15 protein-coding genes are annotated in these 14,816 nt (G+C 58.8%); 4 read left to right on the forward strand and 11 right to left on the reverse strand.

Annotation, left to right across the window (positions count from 1 at the left end; genetic code table 11):
* Positions 1 to 28: 28 nt before the first annotated feature.
* On the reverse strand, positions 29 to 985 hold the full coding sequence (locus GHO42_RS09795; RefSeq protein ID WP_095023288.1) for an AraC family transcriptional regulator: 957 nt from the start codon (positions 983 to 985) through the stop codon (positions 29 to 31).
* Positions 986 to 1,176: 191 nt separating this feature from the next.
* On the opposite strand from GHO42_RS09795, the gene GHO42_RS09800 reads away from it, so the two are divergent.
* Positions 1,177 to 2,511: an amidohydrolase gene (locus GHO42_RS09800; protein WP_153326671.1), complete on the forward strand. Its 1,335-nt coding sequence runs from the start codon at positions 1,177 to 1,179 to the stop codon at positions 2,509 to 2,511.
* 541 nt (positions 2,512 to 3,052) lie between these two features.
* Entirely contained in the window at positions 3,053 to 3,382 is a 330-nt protein-coding gene (locus GHO42_RS09805) for a hypothetical protein (RefSeq protein ID WP_094999986.1), read from the forward strand.
* A gap of 52 nt (positions 3,383 to 3,434) precedes the next feature.
* On the opposite strand, the gene GHO42_RS09810 is transcribed toward GHO42_RS09805, so the two are convergent.
* The 8 genes from GHO42_RS09810 to GHO42_RS09845 all read right to left on the reverse strand — a co-directional run bounded on the left by GHO42_RS09810 (position 3,435) and on the right by GHO42_RS09845 (position 11,445).
* Positions 3,435 to 3,896 carry a hypothetical protein gene (locus GHO42_RS09810; protein WP_153326673.1) on the reverse strand — a complete coding sequence of 154 codons (462 nt, stop codon included), beginning with the start codon at positions 3,894 to 3,896 and terminating at the stop codon, positions 3,435 to 3,437.
* A gap of 196 nt (positions 3,897 to 4,092) precedes the next feature.
* Positions 4,093 to 5,022: an electron transfer flavoprotein subunit alpha/FixB family protein gene (locus GHO42_RS09815; protein WP_153326675.1), complete on the reverse strand. Its 930-nt coding sequence runs from the start codon at positions 5,020 to 5,022 to the stop codon at positions 4,093 to 4,095.
* 2 nt (positions 5,023 to 5,024) lie between these two features.
* Positions 5,025 to 5,774, reverse strand: a complete 750-nt coding sequence (locus tag GHO42_RS09820; protein ID WP_133145057.1) for an electron transfer flavoprotein subunit beta/FixA family protein — start codon at positions 5,772 to 5,774, stop codon at positions 5,025 to 5,027.
* Between the two features lie 36 nt (positions 5,775 to 5,810).
* Positions 5,811 to 7,238 carry a cytosine permease gene (locus GHO42_RS09825; protein ID WP_133145056.1) on the reverse strand — a complete coding sequence of 476 codons (1,428 nt, stop codon included), beginning with the start codon at positions 7,236 to 7,238 and terminating at the stop codon, positions 5,811 to 5,813.
* Positions 7,239 to 7,315: 77 nt separating this feature from the next.
* Positions 7,316 to 8,458 carry an acyl-CoA dehydrogenase family protein gene (locus tag GHO42_RS09830; RefSeq protein WP_095026677.1) on the reverse strand — a complete coding sequence of 381 codons (1,143 nt, stop codon included), beginning with the start codon at positions 8,456 to 8,458 and terminating at the stop codon, positions 7,316 to 7,318.
* Complete coding sequence (locus GHO42_RS09835) at positions 8,455 to 9,615, reverse strand: CaiB/BaiF CoA-transferase family protein (RefSeq protein ID WP_095018698.1); 1,161 nt, start codon at positions 9,613 to 9,615, stop codon at positions 8,455 to 8,457. Before GHO42_RS09835 ends, GHO42_RS09830 begins: the two co-directional genes overlap by 4 nt.
* Before the next feature lie 292 nt (positions 9,616 to 9,907).
* On the reverse strand, positions 9,908 to 10,660 hold the full coding sequence (hutC, locus tag GHO42_RS09840; protein ID WP_095018697.1) for a histidine utilization repressor: 753 nt from the start codon (positions 10,658 to 10,660) through the stop codon (positions 9,908 to 9,910).
* Positions 10,661 to 10,740: 80 nt separating this feature from the next.
* Positions 10,741 to 11,445, reverse strand: coding sequence for a YoaK family protein (locus GHO42_RS09845; RefSeq protein WP_095003339.1), 705 nt, complete (start codon positions 11,443 to 11,445; stop codon positions 10,741 to 10,743).
* A gap of 260 nt (positions 11,446 to 11,705) precedes the next feature.
* Here GHO42_RS09845 and GHO42_RS09850 point away from each other — a divergent pair, with 260 nt between their 5' ends.
* Positions 11,706 to 12,380 (forward strand): histidine phosphatase family protein, encoded by a 675-nt coding sequence (locus tag GHO42_RS09850; RefSeq protein ID WP_095003338.1) that lies wholly within the window; start codon positions 11,706 to 11,708, stop codon positions 12,378 to 12,380.
* 188 nt (positions 12,381 to 12,568) lie between these two features.
* Positions 12,569 to 12,790 carry a YgdI/YgdR family lipoprotein gene (locus GHO42_RS09855; protein ID WP_095003337.1) on the forward strand — a complete coding sequence of 74 codons (222 nt, stop codon included), beginning with the start codon at positions 12,569 to 12,571 and terminating at the stop codon, positions 12,788 to 12,790.
* 44 nt (positions 12,791 to 12,834) lie between these two features.
* Here the strand turns inward: GHO42_RS09855 and GHO42_RS09860 are convergent, their stop codons facing one another.
* Both GHO42_RS09860 and GHO42_RS09865 read right to left on the reverse strand, forming a co-directional pair.
* Positions 12,835 to 14,127: an FAD-binding oxidoreductase gene (locus GHO42_RS09860; RefSeq protein WP_095018696.1), complete on the reverse strand. Its 1,293-nt coding sequence runs from the start codon at positions 14,125 to 14,127 to the stop codon at positions 12,835 to 12,837.
* Positions 14,124 to 14,780 carry an amino acid ABC transporter permease gene (locus tag GHO42_RS09865; RefSeq protein ID WP_095003335.1) on the reverse strand — a complete coding sequence of 219 codons (657 nt, stop codon included), beginning with the start codon at positions 14,778 to 14,780 and terminating at the stop codon, positions 14,124 to 14,126. The genes GHO42_RS09860 and GHO42_RS09865 overlap by 4 nt, the downstream gene beginning before the upstream one ends.
* Positions 14,781 to 14,816: the final 36 nt, after the last annotated feature.

Below are 14,816 nucleotides of genomic sequence, written 5' to 3' on the forward strand. Positions count from 1 at the left end.
GCAAGCCCGCTCCCACAAAAGCCGTTGCTCAGTGCCGGCGCTTGAAGGTGCTTGAAGGCAGCTCGCCGTACTGCAAACGGTAGCTTTCGGAAAAACGGCCCAAGTGCATAAAACCGTAATCGAGCGCCAGCTCTGTGAGGCTGCGTACCGTGCAGCTCGGGTCGTTCAGGCAGGCATGAATCCGCGCAAGTTTGCGCTGGCGAATGTACTGCAAGGGCGTCACGCCCAACTGGCGCTCAAACAGGCTGTACAACGAGCGCTGGCTGATACAGGCCTGTGCTGCCAGGTCTTCACCGTTGAGTTCCTGTTTGAGATTGCGCTCGATGTAATCGAGTATGCGCTCAAGACCGGCACTGGCTGATGCCAGGTTTTCACGGCTGATATTGGTCTGCATCAGGGTCAACAGCTTGCTGCCGACAATCTGCGTGTAGTGCTCCTGCACCCGCAGCAGCGGATCGCTGGCCTCGGACTCCTGGCACACCATGCCCAGCAAACCGATAAAGCCCTCCAGCTCATCGAGCCGGTAGTGATTGCGCATAAAGCGCACACCGCCTGACGGCCGCCGCCAACGCTGATCGTCGCACACCGATTCGAGCAATTTGGCCGGTATTTTGAGGATGAACTTTTCGCAATCCTGAGAATAAGTCAAATCGACCGGATCATCCGGATTGATCACCAGCAACTCCCCCGGCACCAGGTGCTGCTCGCGGTTCGGGCCGCGCCACAGGCAATTGCCGCTGAGCAGCACCTGCAAGTGAAAGATGGTTTCCAGTGCGGGCGAGGTCACGCGCACACTGCCGCCATAACTGATCCGGCACAGATCAAGCTCGGCGAATTTACGGTGATTGAGGCTGGCCAGCGGCCGGGTGGTTCTGGAAAGGCCGATGCAGTGCTGGCCAACATGCTGGTTTACATAGTCGGACACGGCATGTGGGTCGGCGTGTCGGAACACGCTACTGCGTTCACTCAGCAGGCGGCTATCCATCGGCAAGGTACTCGGTGTTGTCATTATTATGGGTGTTGTCTGCGCCAGAGTAAGCACGACGGCAATGGCAGGGCAATTGGACACTCGGCTAATGGGCGGTAATCGAACGCTTTTAGCCCGGCGGTTGCGCCGCCTGTGCGAAAAACTGGCTTACCCTGAACGCCCTAAAAACAACAAACAAGAGACCTTCAATGCTGCCCCGCCTTCGCCATGCCCCTTTGTACCTCGCACTGTTGAGCACGCTGACCAGCACCGGCCATGCGGCTGACCTGAGCTGGGTCGACCCCGCCGTCGCGACGGTCAATGAGCAGGTAATCTCCCTGCGCCACACCCTCCACCAGAACCCGGAGATGGGCAATCAGGAATTCAAGACCGCCGCCCTGGTCGCCGAGCAACTCAAAAGCCTGGGCTTGCAGGTGCGCACCCAAGTAGGCAAGACCGGTGTAGTGGCCGTGCTCAAGGGTGGCCTGCCTGGCCCGGTGATGGCCCTGCGCGCCGATATGGACGCCCTGCCGGTCAAGGAAATGACCGGCCTGCCCTGGGCCAGCACGGCCACGGGAGTGCGCCTGGGCAAGACCGTACCGGTGATGCACGCCTGCGGCCATGACACCCACACCGCCATGCTGCTGGGTGCAGCCAGAGTGCTGGCCGAGCATCGCGATCAGGTCGCCGGCACCGTGGTATTCCTGTTCCAGCCCGCTGAAGAAGGCGCGGCAGACCTGGACGAATTCGAAACCGAAACCCTGGTGGGTGCCCAGGCGATGATCCGCGACGGCGCCCTGGACTCCCCCAAGGTCGAAGCCATATTCGGCGTGCATGTGATGGCGGGTTACCCCACCGGTCATCTGTATCACAAGGCCGGTACCGTGCTCAATAGCAGCGACGGTTTTCGCATCATCGTCAAAGGCCAGCAAACCCATGGCTCGGCCCCCTGGAGCGGCGTCGACCCGGTAGTAGCCAGCGCAGGCATTATCAACGGCCTGCAAACCCTGGTCAGCCGCCGGGCTGATCTGACCCAGGGGATGGGCGTGATCAGTGTTGGCACCGTCAATGCCGGTTCTGCAGCCAATATCATTCCCGAAAGCGTGGAAATGACCGGCACCATCCGCAGCAACAGCGCGGCAGTGCGCGACACCCTGCTGAAAAAAATGCCACCCCTGGTGCAAGGCATTGCCAGTGCCTACGAGACCGAAGCCAGCCTGCTGCTGGTCAATCATGCGCCGGTCACCAGCAACGACCCGCAGTTGACCGCAGCCATGGTCCCGGCACTGGAACTGGCTGCGCCAGGCAAGGTGCAGTTGCTGCCGGCGTCCCTGTCGCCCAGCGAAGACTTCTCCTACTACGCCGAAAAAGTCCCGGGCTTGTTCGTATTTTTGGGCGCTACGCCTGAAGGGCAGGACATGAGCAAGGTCGCGAACAACCACAGCCCCTACTTCACCGCCGACGATGCCACCCTGGCCACTGGCGTAAAGGCTCATGTGCAATTTGTGATGAATTACCCGGGGCGGGTGCGCAACAGCAACTGAGTGGGGCTCGCCTACCTTGGCAACTGCTGAAATAACGGGGGTATCGGCTACGGTTGGGGCATTTGTCGGGGATGACCGGCATGCTGAAAATCGACCCGTCAGTCACATATGTAGTGCCTAAAAATAATCACTACATAAGTATTGACGGCTCGATTTTCCCCCAGCATTATGCAGACGTCTTCCCCACCGGAAGCGCTGGAAAGGGTTGTTGCAAGCATGCTCGACGAGCTGTCGGGCTGTTCCGGGATAGGTACTGCCCACAAGGCAGAATTGATGAAGCTGACCTGGCTTGATCGTCCGCGTCAAAGACGACAGGGGCTAGCGAAACGTCCTCAAGAAGCTTGTGGCTGATGCGTCATGTCACTCAGGCATCCTGGTTCACGCTGCTCTCCTTCGCTTTACGCTCTGTATGTAGTGCCGGGTTTTACTACTACATATGACGAACTCAAGACAGATCTGCTTTGGATGGACACTACGTAGCGCTGCATGTGCAGTTGCGCGAATCAATTAGACAGATCAACGAGTAGTCAAGGAGTTAGCCATGAACCTGAATAACCAACCGACTGTTAACGAGCTGGCTCGACTCTTCGCCGCCCAGAAAGACACGCTGAACGACCATATCCTGTGGATCAGCGAAGCCGGCGATGTACGTATCGATCCCGTGACGTCGTGCAAGGAAGAAACCAGATTCGAGGAGGAACGTCCACAAATGCGCGCCCACCTCAAAATGTACCGCCGTGGCCAAGGCTACGTGGGCAAGAAGGCTGCGGCCGATAGCGACTATATGGCGCGCGTGCTGCAAACCCTGACCCTGACCTGGCAAAAGGCTCAAACCGAGCCTGCCCTGGTAAAAGTTAACAGCTACAGCTGATAAGCCGGGCCGTACAAAAAAGCCCCGGATAATCTCCGGGGCTTTTTCAATTTCAAACTTGCGGGATTTTAATGCATGTTTCCGTACCATGGCCACCGCCATTGTAGTCGGGCGCATAGTATGACTTGTGCAGCGTGGTAGTGTATTGCCCCTTGCTGTCCTGGTCACGGGTAATGGTCGCAAGCCCGATGCCTCGATCCGTGGCGGCCTCCTGGCTGTCATTGGCAAAATACATTGCCAATTGCTGACCCTGGGCGGCGGCGTAGCCTGAATAAGTGGCCTTGTCGCCTCCAAGATCCACTTCAAGCGTGAAGGTATAAGCGCCGAAGTTCTGGCTGAAGTTGCTGGATTTCTCATTCACTTTGACACTCAGGTCGCCCTTGAAGGCCCCGTCATGACTGTCAAACCCTGTGCATTTATAGTTGCCGGTTATATACAGCGGATCATTGACTGCCGTATCGGCCAGTGCAGAACCGGTAAACGCCAAACTAAGCGCAACCACAAGAGTATTCATTACATTCCTGGAGAAGCTACCCGACATAGTCTTACCCTCGATACAACGTAATTAAGGATGGGATATTACCGTCGGGAATCTACACTCGAACTTGTACTTGCATCTATAGAACTACAAAACGGATTGTGGCAAAAGTTGTGCTGCAAGCAGATGGCTTTATTCCTGCGGGAGCGGGCGAACCCGCCCCCTACAGAAGTTAGATCGCCTGCTCCAGCTCAGGCACAGCTTCGAACAAGTCCGCTACCAGGCCGTAATCGGCCACCTGGAAGATCGGCGCTTCTTCGTCCTTGTTGATCGCAACGATCACCTTGGAATCTTTCATCCCGGCCAGATGCTGGATCGCGCCGGAAATACCGACCGCAATGTACAGCTGTGGCGCAACGATTTTGCCGGTCTGGCCGACCTGCATGTCGTTGGGTACAAAACCCGCGTCAACTGCAGCACGGGATGCACCCACACCAGCGCCCAGCTTGTCGGCCAGCGCATACAGGTACTTGAAATTGTCACCGTTCTGCATGCCACGACCGCCCGAGACGACGATTTTGGCAGCGGTCAGTTCCGGGCGGTCCGATTTGGCCAGCGCTTCGCCAACAAACGACGAAGTGCCTGCATCGTGAACCGCTGCAACCGCTTCAACCGCTGCCGAACCACCTTGCGCAGCAACCGGGTCGAAACCGGTGGCGCGTACGGTGATCACTTTGACCGGCGCAGTGGACTGTACGGTGGCAATGGCGTTACCGGCGTAAATCGGACGAGTGAAGGTGTCGGCGCTAACCACCGAAATGATCTCGGAGATCTGATCAACGTCCAGTTGCGCAGCAACGCGCGGCAGGATGTTTTTGCCGTTGGAGGTGGCAGCGGCCAGGATATGGCTGTAGCCAGCGCCCAGCTCTGCAACCAATGGCGCAACGTTTTCAGGCAACTGATGGGCGTAGGCCGCGTTATCAGCAACCATAACTTTGGCCACACCAGCGATCTGCGCAGCTGCTTCGGCTACAGCGCCAATGCCCTGGCCTGCAACCAGAACGTGGATGTCGCCACCGATTTTGGCGGCAGCGGCTACGGTGTTCAGCGTGGCCGGAGCCAGTGCCTTGCCGTCGTGTTCTGCGATTACCAAGATAGTCATGATTAGATTACCTTCGCTTCGTTTTTCAGTTTCTCGACCAGTTCAGCCACCGACTTGACCTTGATACCCGCGCTGCGTGCAGCCGGGGCTTCCACTTTCAGGGTCGAGTGGGTCGAAGCAGTCGAAACACCCAACGCGTCTGGCGTCAGTACTTCAAGCGGCTTTTTCTTGGCTTTCATGATGTTTGGCAGGGACGCATAACGCGGCTCGTTCAAACGCAGGTCGGTGGTGATGATCGCCGGCAATTTCAGCGAAACAGTTTGCGCGCCGCCGTCTACTTCACGGGTCACGGCAACCTTGTCACCTGCCACTTCAACCTTGGACGCGAACGTGCCCTGACCGAAACCGGTCAACGCAGCCAGCATCTGGCCAGTCTGGTTGTTGTCGCTGTCGATGGCTTGTTTACCCAGGATCACCAGCTGTGGCTGTTCCTTGTCGACAACGGCCTTGAGCAGCTTGGCCACGGCCAGCGAGGTCAGATCTTCGGCGGACTCGACGAGAATGGCGCGATCAGCACCCAGCGCCAGCGCGGTACGCAGCTGTTCCTGAGCAGTGGTCGGGCCGATGGAGACGACGACGATTTCAGTCGCAACGCCCTTCTCTTTAAGGCGTACGGCTTCTTCCACGGCGATTTCGCAGAAGGGGTTCATCGACATCTTGACGTTGGCGAGGTCAACGCCGGAGTTGTCCGCTTTGACGCGCACTTTAACGTTGTAATCGACCACTCGTTTGATACAGGCCAGCACCTTCATTGTTGCTCCCTCTATGGCTACTTGATTGGAAACCTCTTAAACCGTCGCGGGCTCAACAGGCAAAATCAGTTGATCCGGCACCGACTGCCCCGAGTTGCGTGCCACGAAGTAGTACACCAGCGCTGGCAGCGTCAGGCCGATGATCCAGGAAATATCAGTCCCCCCCAGGTGTTCCACCAGAGGCCCGGTGTAAAAGCTGGTGGCGATAAACGGCAACTGCACCACCACTCCGAAGGCGTAGACCAGAATACCGCGCAGGTTCCAGCGCCCGTATCGGCCATTCGGGTTAGACAGCGCCGGTACGTCATAGCGCTCTTTACTGATGAGGTAAAAGTCCACCAGGTTGATCGCGCTCCACGGCGTAAAAAAAGCCAGTAAAAACAGAATAAACGCCGAAAAATCCTTGAGGAACGAATGCTGCCCAAGCAAGGCCAGAGCAGTGGCAAAACCTACCATCAGCAGGATGTAAAACAGGCGTAAGGTCTTGGAGATTTCATGGTTGCCGCGAAAGCCGCTGACGATGGTGGCCAGGGACATGAAACTGCCGTAGGCATTGAGCGTAGTGATGGTCACCTTGCCGAACACCACGCAAAAATACAGCAGCGCCGCCATCGCCCCGCTCGCCCCCATGCCGACGATGTAGGCCACCTCATGCCCGGCAAACTGGCTACCGGCCAGGGCAGCCACAAACACACCGAAAACCATCGATATTTGCGAGCCGACGACAGAGCCCAGCCCCACTGCCAGAAAAGTTTTCAGCGACGAGGTGCTGGACGGCAGGTAACGCGAGTAGTCCGCCACATAAGGCCCGAACGCGATCTGCCAGGAGGCTGACAACGATATCGCCAACAGAAAACTGCTCAGGGAAAAGTGTTTATTGCTCAGCAACAGGCCAATGTCATTCTGAGCAATCAGGGTGTAGAACAGGTAGAAAAACGCCAGCACGCCGACCACGCTCGCCACACGGCCGATCATGTGAATGGTGCGATAGCCCAGAATGGTCAGCAGCACGATCAGGGCAGCAAAAATCAGGATGCCCCACGAGTCACTCACCCCCACCAGTTGCCCCACCGCCTGCCCGGCCAGCACCGAGCCGCTGGCCGAGAAACCGACATACATCAGGCACACCAGCACAATCGGGATCACGGCGCCATAGACGCCGAATTGCACCCGGCTGGAGATCATCTGCGGCAGGCCCAGCTTGGGCCCCTGCGCCGCATGCAACGCCATGATGGTGCCGCCCAGCACTTGCCCAATCAGCAGGCCGATCAGCGACCAGAACACGTCCCCTCCCAGCACCACGGCCAGGGCTCCGGTGACAATCGCAGTGACTTGCAGGTTGGCCCCGAACCACAAGGTGAACTGGCTGAACAGACGCCCATGGCGCTCTGACTCAGGGATGTAATCGATAGAGCGCTGTTCGACCAGCGAGGCCCGCGGTGAATCTTGGTTGAGCGTGGACATAAGCAGTTCCTTCAGGCTGGCACCCGGGGTGCGCCGTGTTGTTTTGGGAAAGACTTTTCCAATCCTTGGCCGGCGGATTATCTGGCTGCGTCGAGCAGGGCACGGGAGATAATGATTTTTTGTACCTCGGAGGTGCCTTCAAAAATCCGCAAGATCCGTGCATCACGAACATAGCGCTCCAGCGGCAAATCCCGACTGTAGCCATAGCCACCGTGCAGTTGCAGTGCAGCATCGGTGATAAACCCGGCGCATTCGGCAGCGACCAGTTTGGCGGTGGCCGAGTCGAGGCTGAAACGCTCGCCGCTGTCACGCCGGGCAGCAGCTTTCATGGTCAGCATGCGCGCGCTTTCGAGCTGCGCATACATATCAGCCAGGCGCCATTGCGTGCCCTGATAAGCGGCCAGCGGTTTGGGCCCGATCTGCCGTTCACGCACCCAGCTCAGGCTGGCTTGCAGGGCGGCATTGGCAATCCCCAGCGACATGGCTGCCACTTCCACCCGCCCACGGTCCAGCACCGCCATGGCCGTGTTGAACCCCTGGCCTTCTACGCCGAGCAGTGCCGATTCGGGCAGCCAGCAGTCCAGCGCCAGTTCATAGATGGTACTGCCACGCAGGCCCATGGTTTTTTCCGGACTGGAGAAGCTGATGCCCGCCGTGCCCCGGGGCACCATAAAGGCACTGATGCCCTTGTGACCTGCATCTGCGTCGGTCTTGACGTAGAGCACAATAAAATCGGCTTCCCTGGCATTGGTGATGTAGTGCTTGTTGCCGCGCACCCGCCAACCACCTTCTTCACGTACGGCGCGGCTGCGCATATCCGCCGGGTTGGAACCCGCCGCAGGCTCGGTCAGGGCAAAGGCACCGAGCAATTCGCCGCTGGCTGCCCGTGGCAGCCACTCATGTTTCTGTTCCTCGGTGCCGCCCAGCAGGATCGAGTCCGTGGCCAGAAAATGCGCAGTCATGGCCGAAGCGGTAGAGGCACAGGCACCCGCTACTGCTTCCACCACGCGGCTCATCGCCAGGCTACCAATGCCCAGGCCGCCATATTGTTCTGGCAGGTTGACGCCCATGCAACCCAGATCGCTCAACGCCCGGATGCTGGCCAGGCAAAAAGTTTCGGTTTCATCGTAGTGCTGGGCCAGCGGCTGAATTACCTCACGCGCCACTTGCTCGGCACTTTCAACTACGGCCATTTCCTCTGCGCTCATTTCAAAGTTCATGCTTTCTCTCCTGCTTTGTTCAAGCCAAATGCGGCGTTGTCTGCGCCCAATCGGGGGGCAATGGTGATGGCGTGGGGTTTACGGCCATTGAAGAACACCGGTTGCGGCACCAGCGGCAATACGCTGCCCTCGGGCTGGAACTGCAACTGGCGTACACGGGCATGTTCACTGCCCGCAGCCTGGGCCAGATCCCACACCGGTGAAGACGGCACTCCGGCATCGAGCAGGCCGTCGCATAACTGTTCAACCTTGTGCTGTGTGGTCCAGGCCTCGATAACAGCGCGTAACGCCGGCTCATTCAGGGTGCGCTGGGTATCGTTGACAAAGCGCGCATCGGTGGCCAGCTCCGGCTGGCCCATGCATTGGCACAGGCGCTCGAACAAGCGATTGCTGGCCACTGCAATCACCACCTGACCGTCTGCCGCGCGATAGCTATCAAACGGCGTCGATACCGGATGCCGGTTACCCACCAGCCCCGGCGCCACACCGTTTGCATACAGGTTGGACAGACCGGTCATCTGCAGGCTGAACAACACGTCGAACATGGCCACATCGATGTACTGGGCCCCCGGGGCATGCCGCTCGCGGGCAAACAGCGCCGAGCTGATTGCCCAGGCTGCATACACCCCGGCACACAGATCGCCGATGGCCTCGCCGCTGCGGGTCGGCCCGGTAGCGGCGAAACCGGTAACGCTCATCAGCCCGGACATGGCCTGCGCGACGATGTCATAAGCCGGGCGACTGGACAGCGGGCCTTGCTGGCCGAAACCGGAGATGCTGGCGTAGATCAGCCGCGGGTTGTGCTGCTTGAGGCTGTCGAAATCGATGCCCAGGCGTTGAGTGACACCGGGGCGGAAGTTCTCGACCACGACATCGGCATCGGCCACCAGTTCGTAGAAACGCTGGCGGTCGGCCGGGTTTTTGAAATCGATTTCAACGCTGCGTTTGCCGCGATTGATCAGCCCGAAGTAGACACTTTCGCCGTCCAGAAACGGGCCCAGATGGCGGGCGTCATCGCCCTCCTCGGGCACTTCGAACTTGATGACGTCGGCCCCCAGATCAGCCAGCATCGCGGTGCAATGCGGCCCGGCCAGCACGCGGCTGACATCCAGCACACGCACACCTTGCAGTTGTCGGGTAAACGGACTGTCGTTCATTTTCACATCCTCAAATGCTCAAGCGGCACAAAGGTGCACACTTATACCAACCTGTATGTACAAGTGAATGCAAGTGAAGGGCCAACACCTGAACGAGATCAACCAGGAACGTACAAAACCAAGATAAATAGCTATTTAAATCAGATAGTTAAAAAATAAGAACTTTTTATTACGGAATATGAGCGCACAGAAAAAATGCAAAAAACTGCCGCAACTTTGGGCATAAACAGGCGGGAAGGTAACAAAAACGCACCAAAAGTAACGCGAGTAACACGGGGCCACCCGCGAGTACTCAGTTACCGCACTGCCCTTGCAGGCGATAGCGCGAACCCGGATAGACCAGCCGGGCACACCCCACCAACCCCTGTGCAGCCCAGGTCCGGCGGCGAATCAGCAGGCATGGCTCGTTGCGCTTTACGTTCAACAGGCGGCATTGCGCGGAAGTAGCATGAATCGCCTCCACCTCATGTTCGCCGCCGGTCAGTGGCGCCAGGTTCATCAGGTAGGCATAGGCTGTGGTGCGGGTGAAGTCCTGTTGCAGGTACTCAGGGGCGATCTCGGCATTGATATAGCGCTCCTCGATCTGCACCGGCACCTCGTTTTCGTAGTGCACCATCAGAGAGTGGAATAAGCGTTTGACCCCGTCCAGGGCAAAGGGCAACACCGGCGTGGTCTTGGCCGGGACCTCTTCGAGCACAATCACTTCGCAGCGGTGCACATGGCCACGATCAGCGATTTCCTGGGCGATATTGCGAATCTCGAACAACGCCGCACTGCCCTTGGGCACGGCGACGAAGGTGCCCACCCCTTGCATGCGCACCAGCAGCCCTTCGATGGTCAGCTCACGCAATGCGCGATTGATGGTCATGCGACTCACCCCCAGCTGGGCAAGCAGTTCACTCTCAGACGGCAACTTGGCATTGGGCAGCCAGGCCCCTGAACGGATTTTTTGCGTTATGGCCTGTTTGACCCGGGCATATAGCGGTGCCGGGCTTTCGATGGAAAATGGCGCAAGGGATGAATTGTCATCGACTGACTTGGACACAACGACTCCTGTTCGTAGGGCTGGGCATGCAGCCGGGCTGCGCCAGTTTACGCGCAGCCCGGGTCAAGCAAAACGAGGGATTAACGCGGCATGTAATCCCGTTGCCAACGACGAGGTATGCGCAACGACAACACGCCCAAAACAGCCGCAAAACCGGCGCTGAACAGCAGGGCCTGGAGGCCGAACTGCGCCTCCAGCAAGGCACCCAGCACTGCACCCAGCAACATCCCGGTCCAGGGCACCAGTTGCACGCGCCAGCCACTGCGCCGCTCACCCAGCAGCCAGCGGCCCAGCCCGCGACCAAAACGCGACAATGCCCCGGTCACGTAGGTCAGGCCCACCGGCAGGCCATTGACCTGCTCCACCGCAGCATTGAGCATGCCCATTGCCACGATGGCTGCCAGCAACGCCGGCACCTGGCTGGCAAACGGCAGCAAAGCTGCTGCACACAACAACCCCGCAATCACCAGCATCAAGGGTAAAGCGCGCCGTCCGCCCCAGCGCCCCAGCAATACCCCCAGGGCGTTACCGACAATAAACGCCAGTACCGCAAGCAGCAGGCGCAACGCCATCTGCAGGTCACCGTCACCGACGGCCACCGCCAGACGCGTGGTATTGCCGCTCATAAATGAGACAAAATCACCGGTGGCCAAAAAGCCGATGGCGTCCGTCATGCCCGCCAGCACCGACAGGCTCGCCACCATGGCCAGCCCTACCCGGCCGCGCCAGGCACGTACTCGAAGATGCACGGGATTGCTCGGTTTTCGCAGTGGCGCTGGAAGCATGGCGCAAGCCTCTGTAGGAATACCAGACTAAAGAGTGAACGATTTTGTCATACAAAAAAGCCACCATAGCATTCACCCTGCAGGACAATTACCGATCTAGCGCAGGTAAAATCGAACCAATTGTGAAAAAGGCATCTAATAAACGCTTCTGCCAAGGATAAGAGGCTCAGGTTTGCAGTAATGACAAGGATCAACACAGGGGCTGCCATGCCCACTGTGCCAGGCCAGTCAGCCTTAACAGATGTATGCAGAAGAATCCCATGACCCAGTCTGTTTGGATTAAACCTCGACTCAAGCCCTATGCATTGGCGGCTATCCCGCTGTTACTGATTGCCGGCGCTGTTGCGCTGGCGGTACATGCGGATGACGTCTTTGCCCAGCCGGTAGACGGTGTGCAAACCCTGGTGTTTTTGCGCCATGCGGAAAAACCCGCCGATGGCCTCGGCCAGCTCACCTGCCAGGGACTGAACCGCGCGATTGACCTGGCCACCCTGTTGCCTCAGCGCTATGGCAAGGCTGACTACGTGTTTGCAGCCAACCCTTCGCGCCAGGTTGAAGAAGGCGCCAATGATGATGCCTACAGCTACGTACGGCCGTTGATGACCATCAACCCGAGCGCCATCAAACTGGGCTTGCCGATCAATCTGGAGTATTCGGCCAACGATACCCGCCAACTGGCCAAAGAGCTGACCGACGACCAGTATCACAGCTCAACGATCTACACCGCCTGGTCCCATGGCTACTTGCCGGAACTGATCAATAGCGTCGCCAGTCAGGCGCTGGGCAAGAAGACCTCGTTGACCGAAGACTGGTCCGGTGGCGACTTTGACTCGTTGTATGTGTTGACCCTGACCTGGAAAGACGGCAAGGCCAGCCTGCTCAGTCGCGTCGACAAACAGGACCTCAATAATGGCTCCAGGGCGTGCCCGACCTGATCTGATCCACCCGCACCGGGATCACGGCGCGGTGGCGGCGCGGTTGAATTTTTCAGCACAAATGCCGATCATCCGGCGCACTCTCGGCAAAAAACGCTGTCAGATGCCACACTGACTTTCCAGCGCTGGCTGCTCGAACAACCTCGGCGCGACCCATCTCCAACTTGCGAACAGCTCAAGGTACATGCATGAAGATCAAGGTTACCGGTTTACCCCTGCTGATAGTGGCCTTGCTGGGCCTGGCAGGCTGCGCGACCCCGAGCGTTGTGACCCTGCAAAACGGCACGCAATACCTGACCAAGGACCTGCCCACTACCACCAACAAGGATGGCTTCTATGAGTTCGTCGATATAGCAGGCAAGCACATAAAGGTCAGGGCCGAGGATGTATCAACGATCAAGGCGGATTGAAGATCAGCGGCAAGCGCCAAGGCTGTTGACGCTTGCCCCTGCTTTTACCCGTTCAGGGCATCCAGCAACCGGTAGTAGCTGATACCCGCCGCCACATACAGGCGCTGCAAGCTGTGGAAGGGAATTCTGCGCATCGGCGTGACAGGGAACGGGAAGTCATTGCTGGCCCCCGAAACTCGCGCCGCCAGATGCTTGCCCAAGGTTGTCGCCATCGCAATGCCGCGGCCGTTGTAGCCCATCAGGATCGACAGGCCTGGCTGCGGCTCATGCAACTGTGGCAACACACTATGATTGAGCGCCACACGCCCGCTCCAGCGGTATTCGATCGCCACGCCTGCCAACTGCGGAAACACGCTGATCAATGAGCGCTCAAGGTGTGCCCAGTCTTCGGCACGCCGCGGTTCGGCAAACGGCCCGCGCCCACCCAGCAGTACACGCCCCTGGGCATCCTGCTTGAAGTACAGCAGCAGGCGCCGCGCATCGGAGCACACTTCCCCGCCCGGCAAAATGGTTTTGCGCAGCTCCGGCGACAGTGGTCGGGTGGCAATCAGGAAACTGTTGGCCGCCAGCACGGTTTGCCGCAGCCCTGGCCACAAGCCATCGGTATAGCCATTGGTAGCCAGCACCACACGCTCGGCCGTCACGCTATGACCTTGTGCGGTGGTCAGTTGCCACTGCGTGCCGATGCGGCGCAAGTCCGTCACCTGGCTATCGCTGTGAATCATCACGCCACGCCCCAGTGCCGACCTGGCCAGGCCGCGAGCATAGTTAAGCGGATGCAAACTGCCAGCCCGCGGGTCAACCCAGCCACCCACGTAATTGTGCGTACCGATGCGCTGGCATACGCTGTCACTGTCCAGCAACTCGGCGGCTACACCGCGCTGTTGCCACTGGCGGGCACGACCCTCCAGAGTCTTCATCGTCGCGCTGGAAAAGGCCGGCTGAATCCAGCCCTTGCGCGTGGCATCACACGCAATGCCGTATTCGCGAATCAGCGAAAACACTTCATCTGCGGCACCGCCGCAGGCTTCGATAATTTTCTCGCCACGCTCAGCGCCAAAACGCTCAAGCAACTGATCGGGGTCGTATTTGAGGCCGGGGATGACCTGCCCGCCGTTGCGCCCCGAAGCGCCCCAACCCGGCTCACCCGCATCCAGCACACAGACACTGACACCCGACTCTGCCAGGCGCAGTGCAGTCACCAGCCCCGTGTACCCGGCACCGACAATCGCCACGTCCACCCGCTTGTTTTCCGCCAGTGCCTGGGTCAGAGCCGCGGGGCGCGCCGTAGCGGACCAGAGGGAAGGTGGCAAGATCAATTTCGAGGGTGCTTTCATGTACGCCTCCGCAGCGCAAAGCGGCCTTCCAGACGACGCAAGCCATAGGACAGCGGCAAGCTCATCGACAGATAGAGCAACGCAACCAGGGTGTAGACCGTCATGTTTTCAAAGGTCGAAGACGCAATCAGTTGCCCTTGGCGGGTCATTTCCGCCACGGTGATGGTCGACACCAGCGAGGAGTCCTTGAGCATCATCACCAGCGTGTTGCCATAGGGCGGCAAGGCAATGCGAAATGCCTGGGGCAGCACAATCCGGCGCATGATCAGCAGACCGCGCATGCCAAACGACTCGGCGGCTTCGATCTGGCCCAGGTCGATGGCCTGGATCCCCGCCCGAAAGTTCTCGGCCTGATAGGCTGAATAGGCAATGCCCAGACCGATCACGCCCGCCTGCATGGCGCTGAGCTGGATACCGAAGTCGGGCAACACAAAATAGATATAAAACAGCTGCACGATGATCGGCAGCCCGCGAATCACATTGACCACGCCGATGGCGAACAAGGCGATGGCGCGAATCTTGGAAACCATCATCAGCGCAAACAGCAAGCCAATCACTGAACTGAGCAGGAACGAACCTGCAGTGACCTGCACAGTGACCACTGCGCCTTTGAGCAGAATTGGAAGAAAGTCCAACGCGTCCTGGAGAAACATAAACTACCTGCGCACCGCTACAAGAAGTGACCCGCC

This window comes from Pseudomonas sp. FSL R10-0056 (assembly GCF_009600105.1).
Taxonomy (GTDB): Bacteria; Pseudomonadota; Gammaproteobacteria; order Pseudomonadales; family Pseudomonadaceae; genus Aquipseudomonas; species Aquipseudomonas bubulae.

Excerpts from the sequence above, each read along its gene's own strand:
- GHO42_RS09825 (WP_133145056.1), bottom strand. The coding sequence starts at position 7,238 with ATGTCCACGCTCAACCAAGATTCACCGCGGGCCTCGCTGGTCGAACAG.
- GHO42_RS09815 (WP_153326675.1), bottom strand. The coding sequence starts at position 5,022 with ATGACTATCTTGGTAATCGCAGAACACGACGGCAAGGCACTGGCTCCG.
- GHO42_RS09855 (WP_095003337.1), top strand. The coding sequence starts at position 12,569 with ATGAAGATCAAGGTTACCGGTTTACCCCTGCTGATAGTGGCCTTGCTG.
- GHO42_RS09830 (WP_095026677.1), bottom strand. The coding sequence starts at position 8,458 with ATGAACTTTGAAATGAGCGCAGAGGAAATGGCCGTAGTTGAAAGTGCC.
- GHO42_RS09810 (WP_153326673.1), bottom strand. The coding sequence starts at position 3,896 with ATGAATACTCTTGTGGTTGCGCTTAGTTTGGCGTTTACCGGTTCTGCA.
- GHO42_RS09860 (WP_095018696.1), bottom strand. The coding sequence starts at position 14,127 with ATGAAAGCACCCTCGAAATTGATCTTGCCACCTTCCCTCTGGTCCGCT.
- GHO42_RS09795 (WP_095023288.1), bottom strand. The coding sequence starts at position 985 with ATGGATAGCCGCCTGCTGAGTGAACGCAGTAGCGTGTTCCGACACGCC.
- GHO42_RS09805 (WP_094999986.1), top strand. The coding sequence starts at position 3,053 with ATGAACCTGAATAACCAACCGACTGTTAACGAGCTGGCTCGACTCTTC.
- GHO42_RS09800 (WP_153326671.1), top strand. The coding sequence starts at position 1,177 with ATGCTGCCCCGCCTTCGCCATGCCCCTTTGTACCTCGCACTGTTGAGC.
- GHO42_RS09850 (WP_095003338.1), top strand. The coding sequence starts at position 11,706 with ATGACCCAGTCTGTTTGGATTAAACCTCGACTCAAGCCCTATGCATTG.
- GHO42_RS09820 (WP_133145057.1), bottom strand. The coding sequence starts at position 5,774 with ATGAAGGTGCTGGCCTGTATCAAACGAGTGGTCGATTACAACGTTAAA.
- GHO42_RS09835 (WP_095018698.1), bottom strand. The coding sequence starts at position 9,615 with ATGAACGACAGTCCGTTTACCCGACAACTGCAAGGTGTGCGTGTGCTG.
- GHO42_RS09845 (WP_095003339.1), bottom strand. The coding sequence starts at position 11,445 with ATGCTTCCAGCGCCACTGCGAAAACCGAGCAATCCCGTGCATCTTCGA.
- GHO42_RS09865 (WP_095003335.1), bottom strand. The coding sequence starts at position 14,780 with ATGTTTCTCCAGGACGCGTTGGACTTTCTTCCAATTCTGCTCAAAGGC.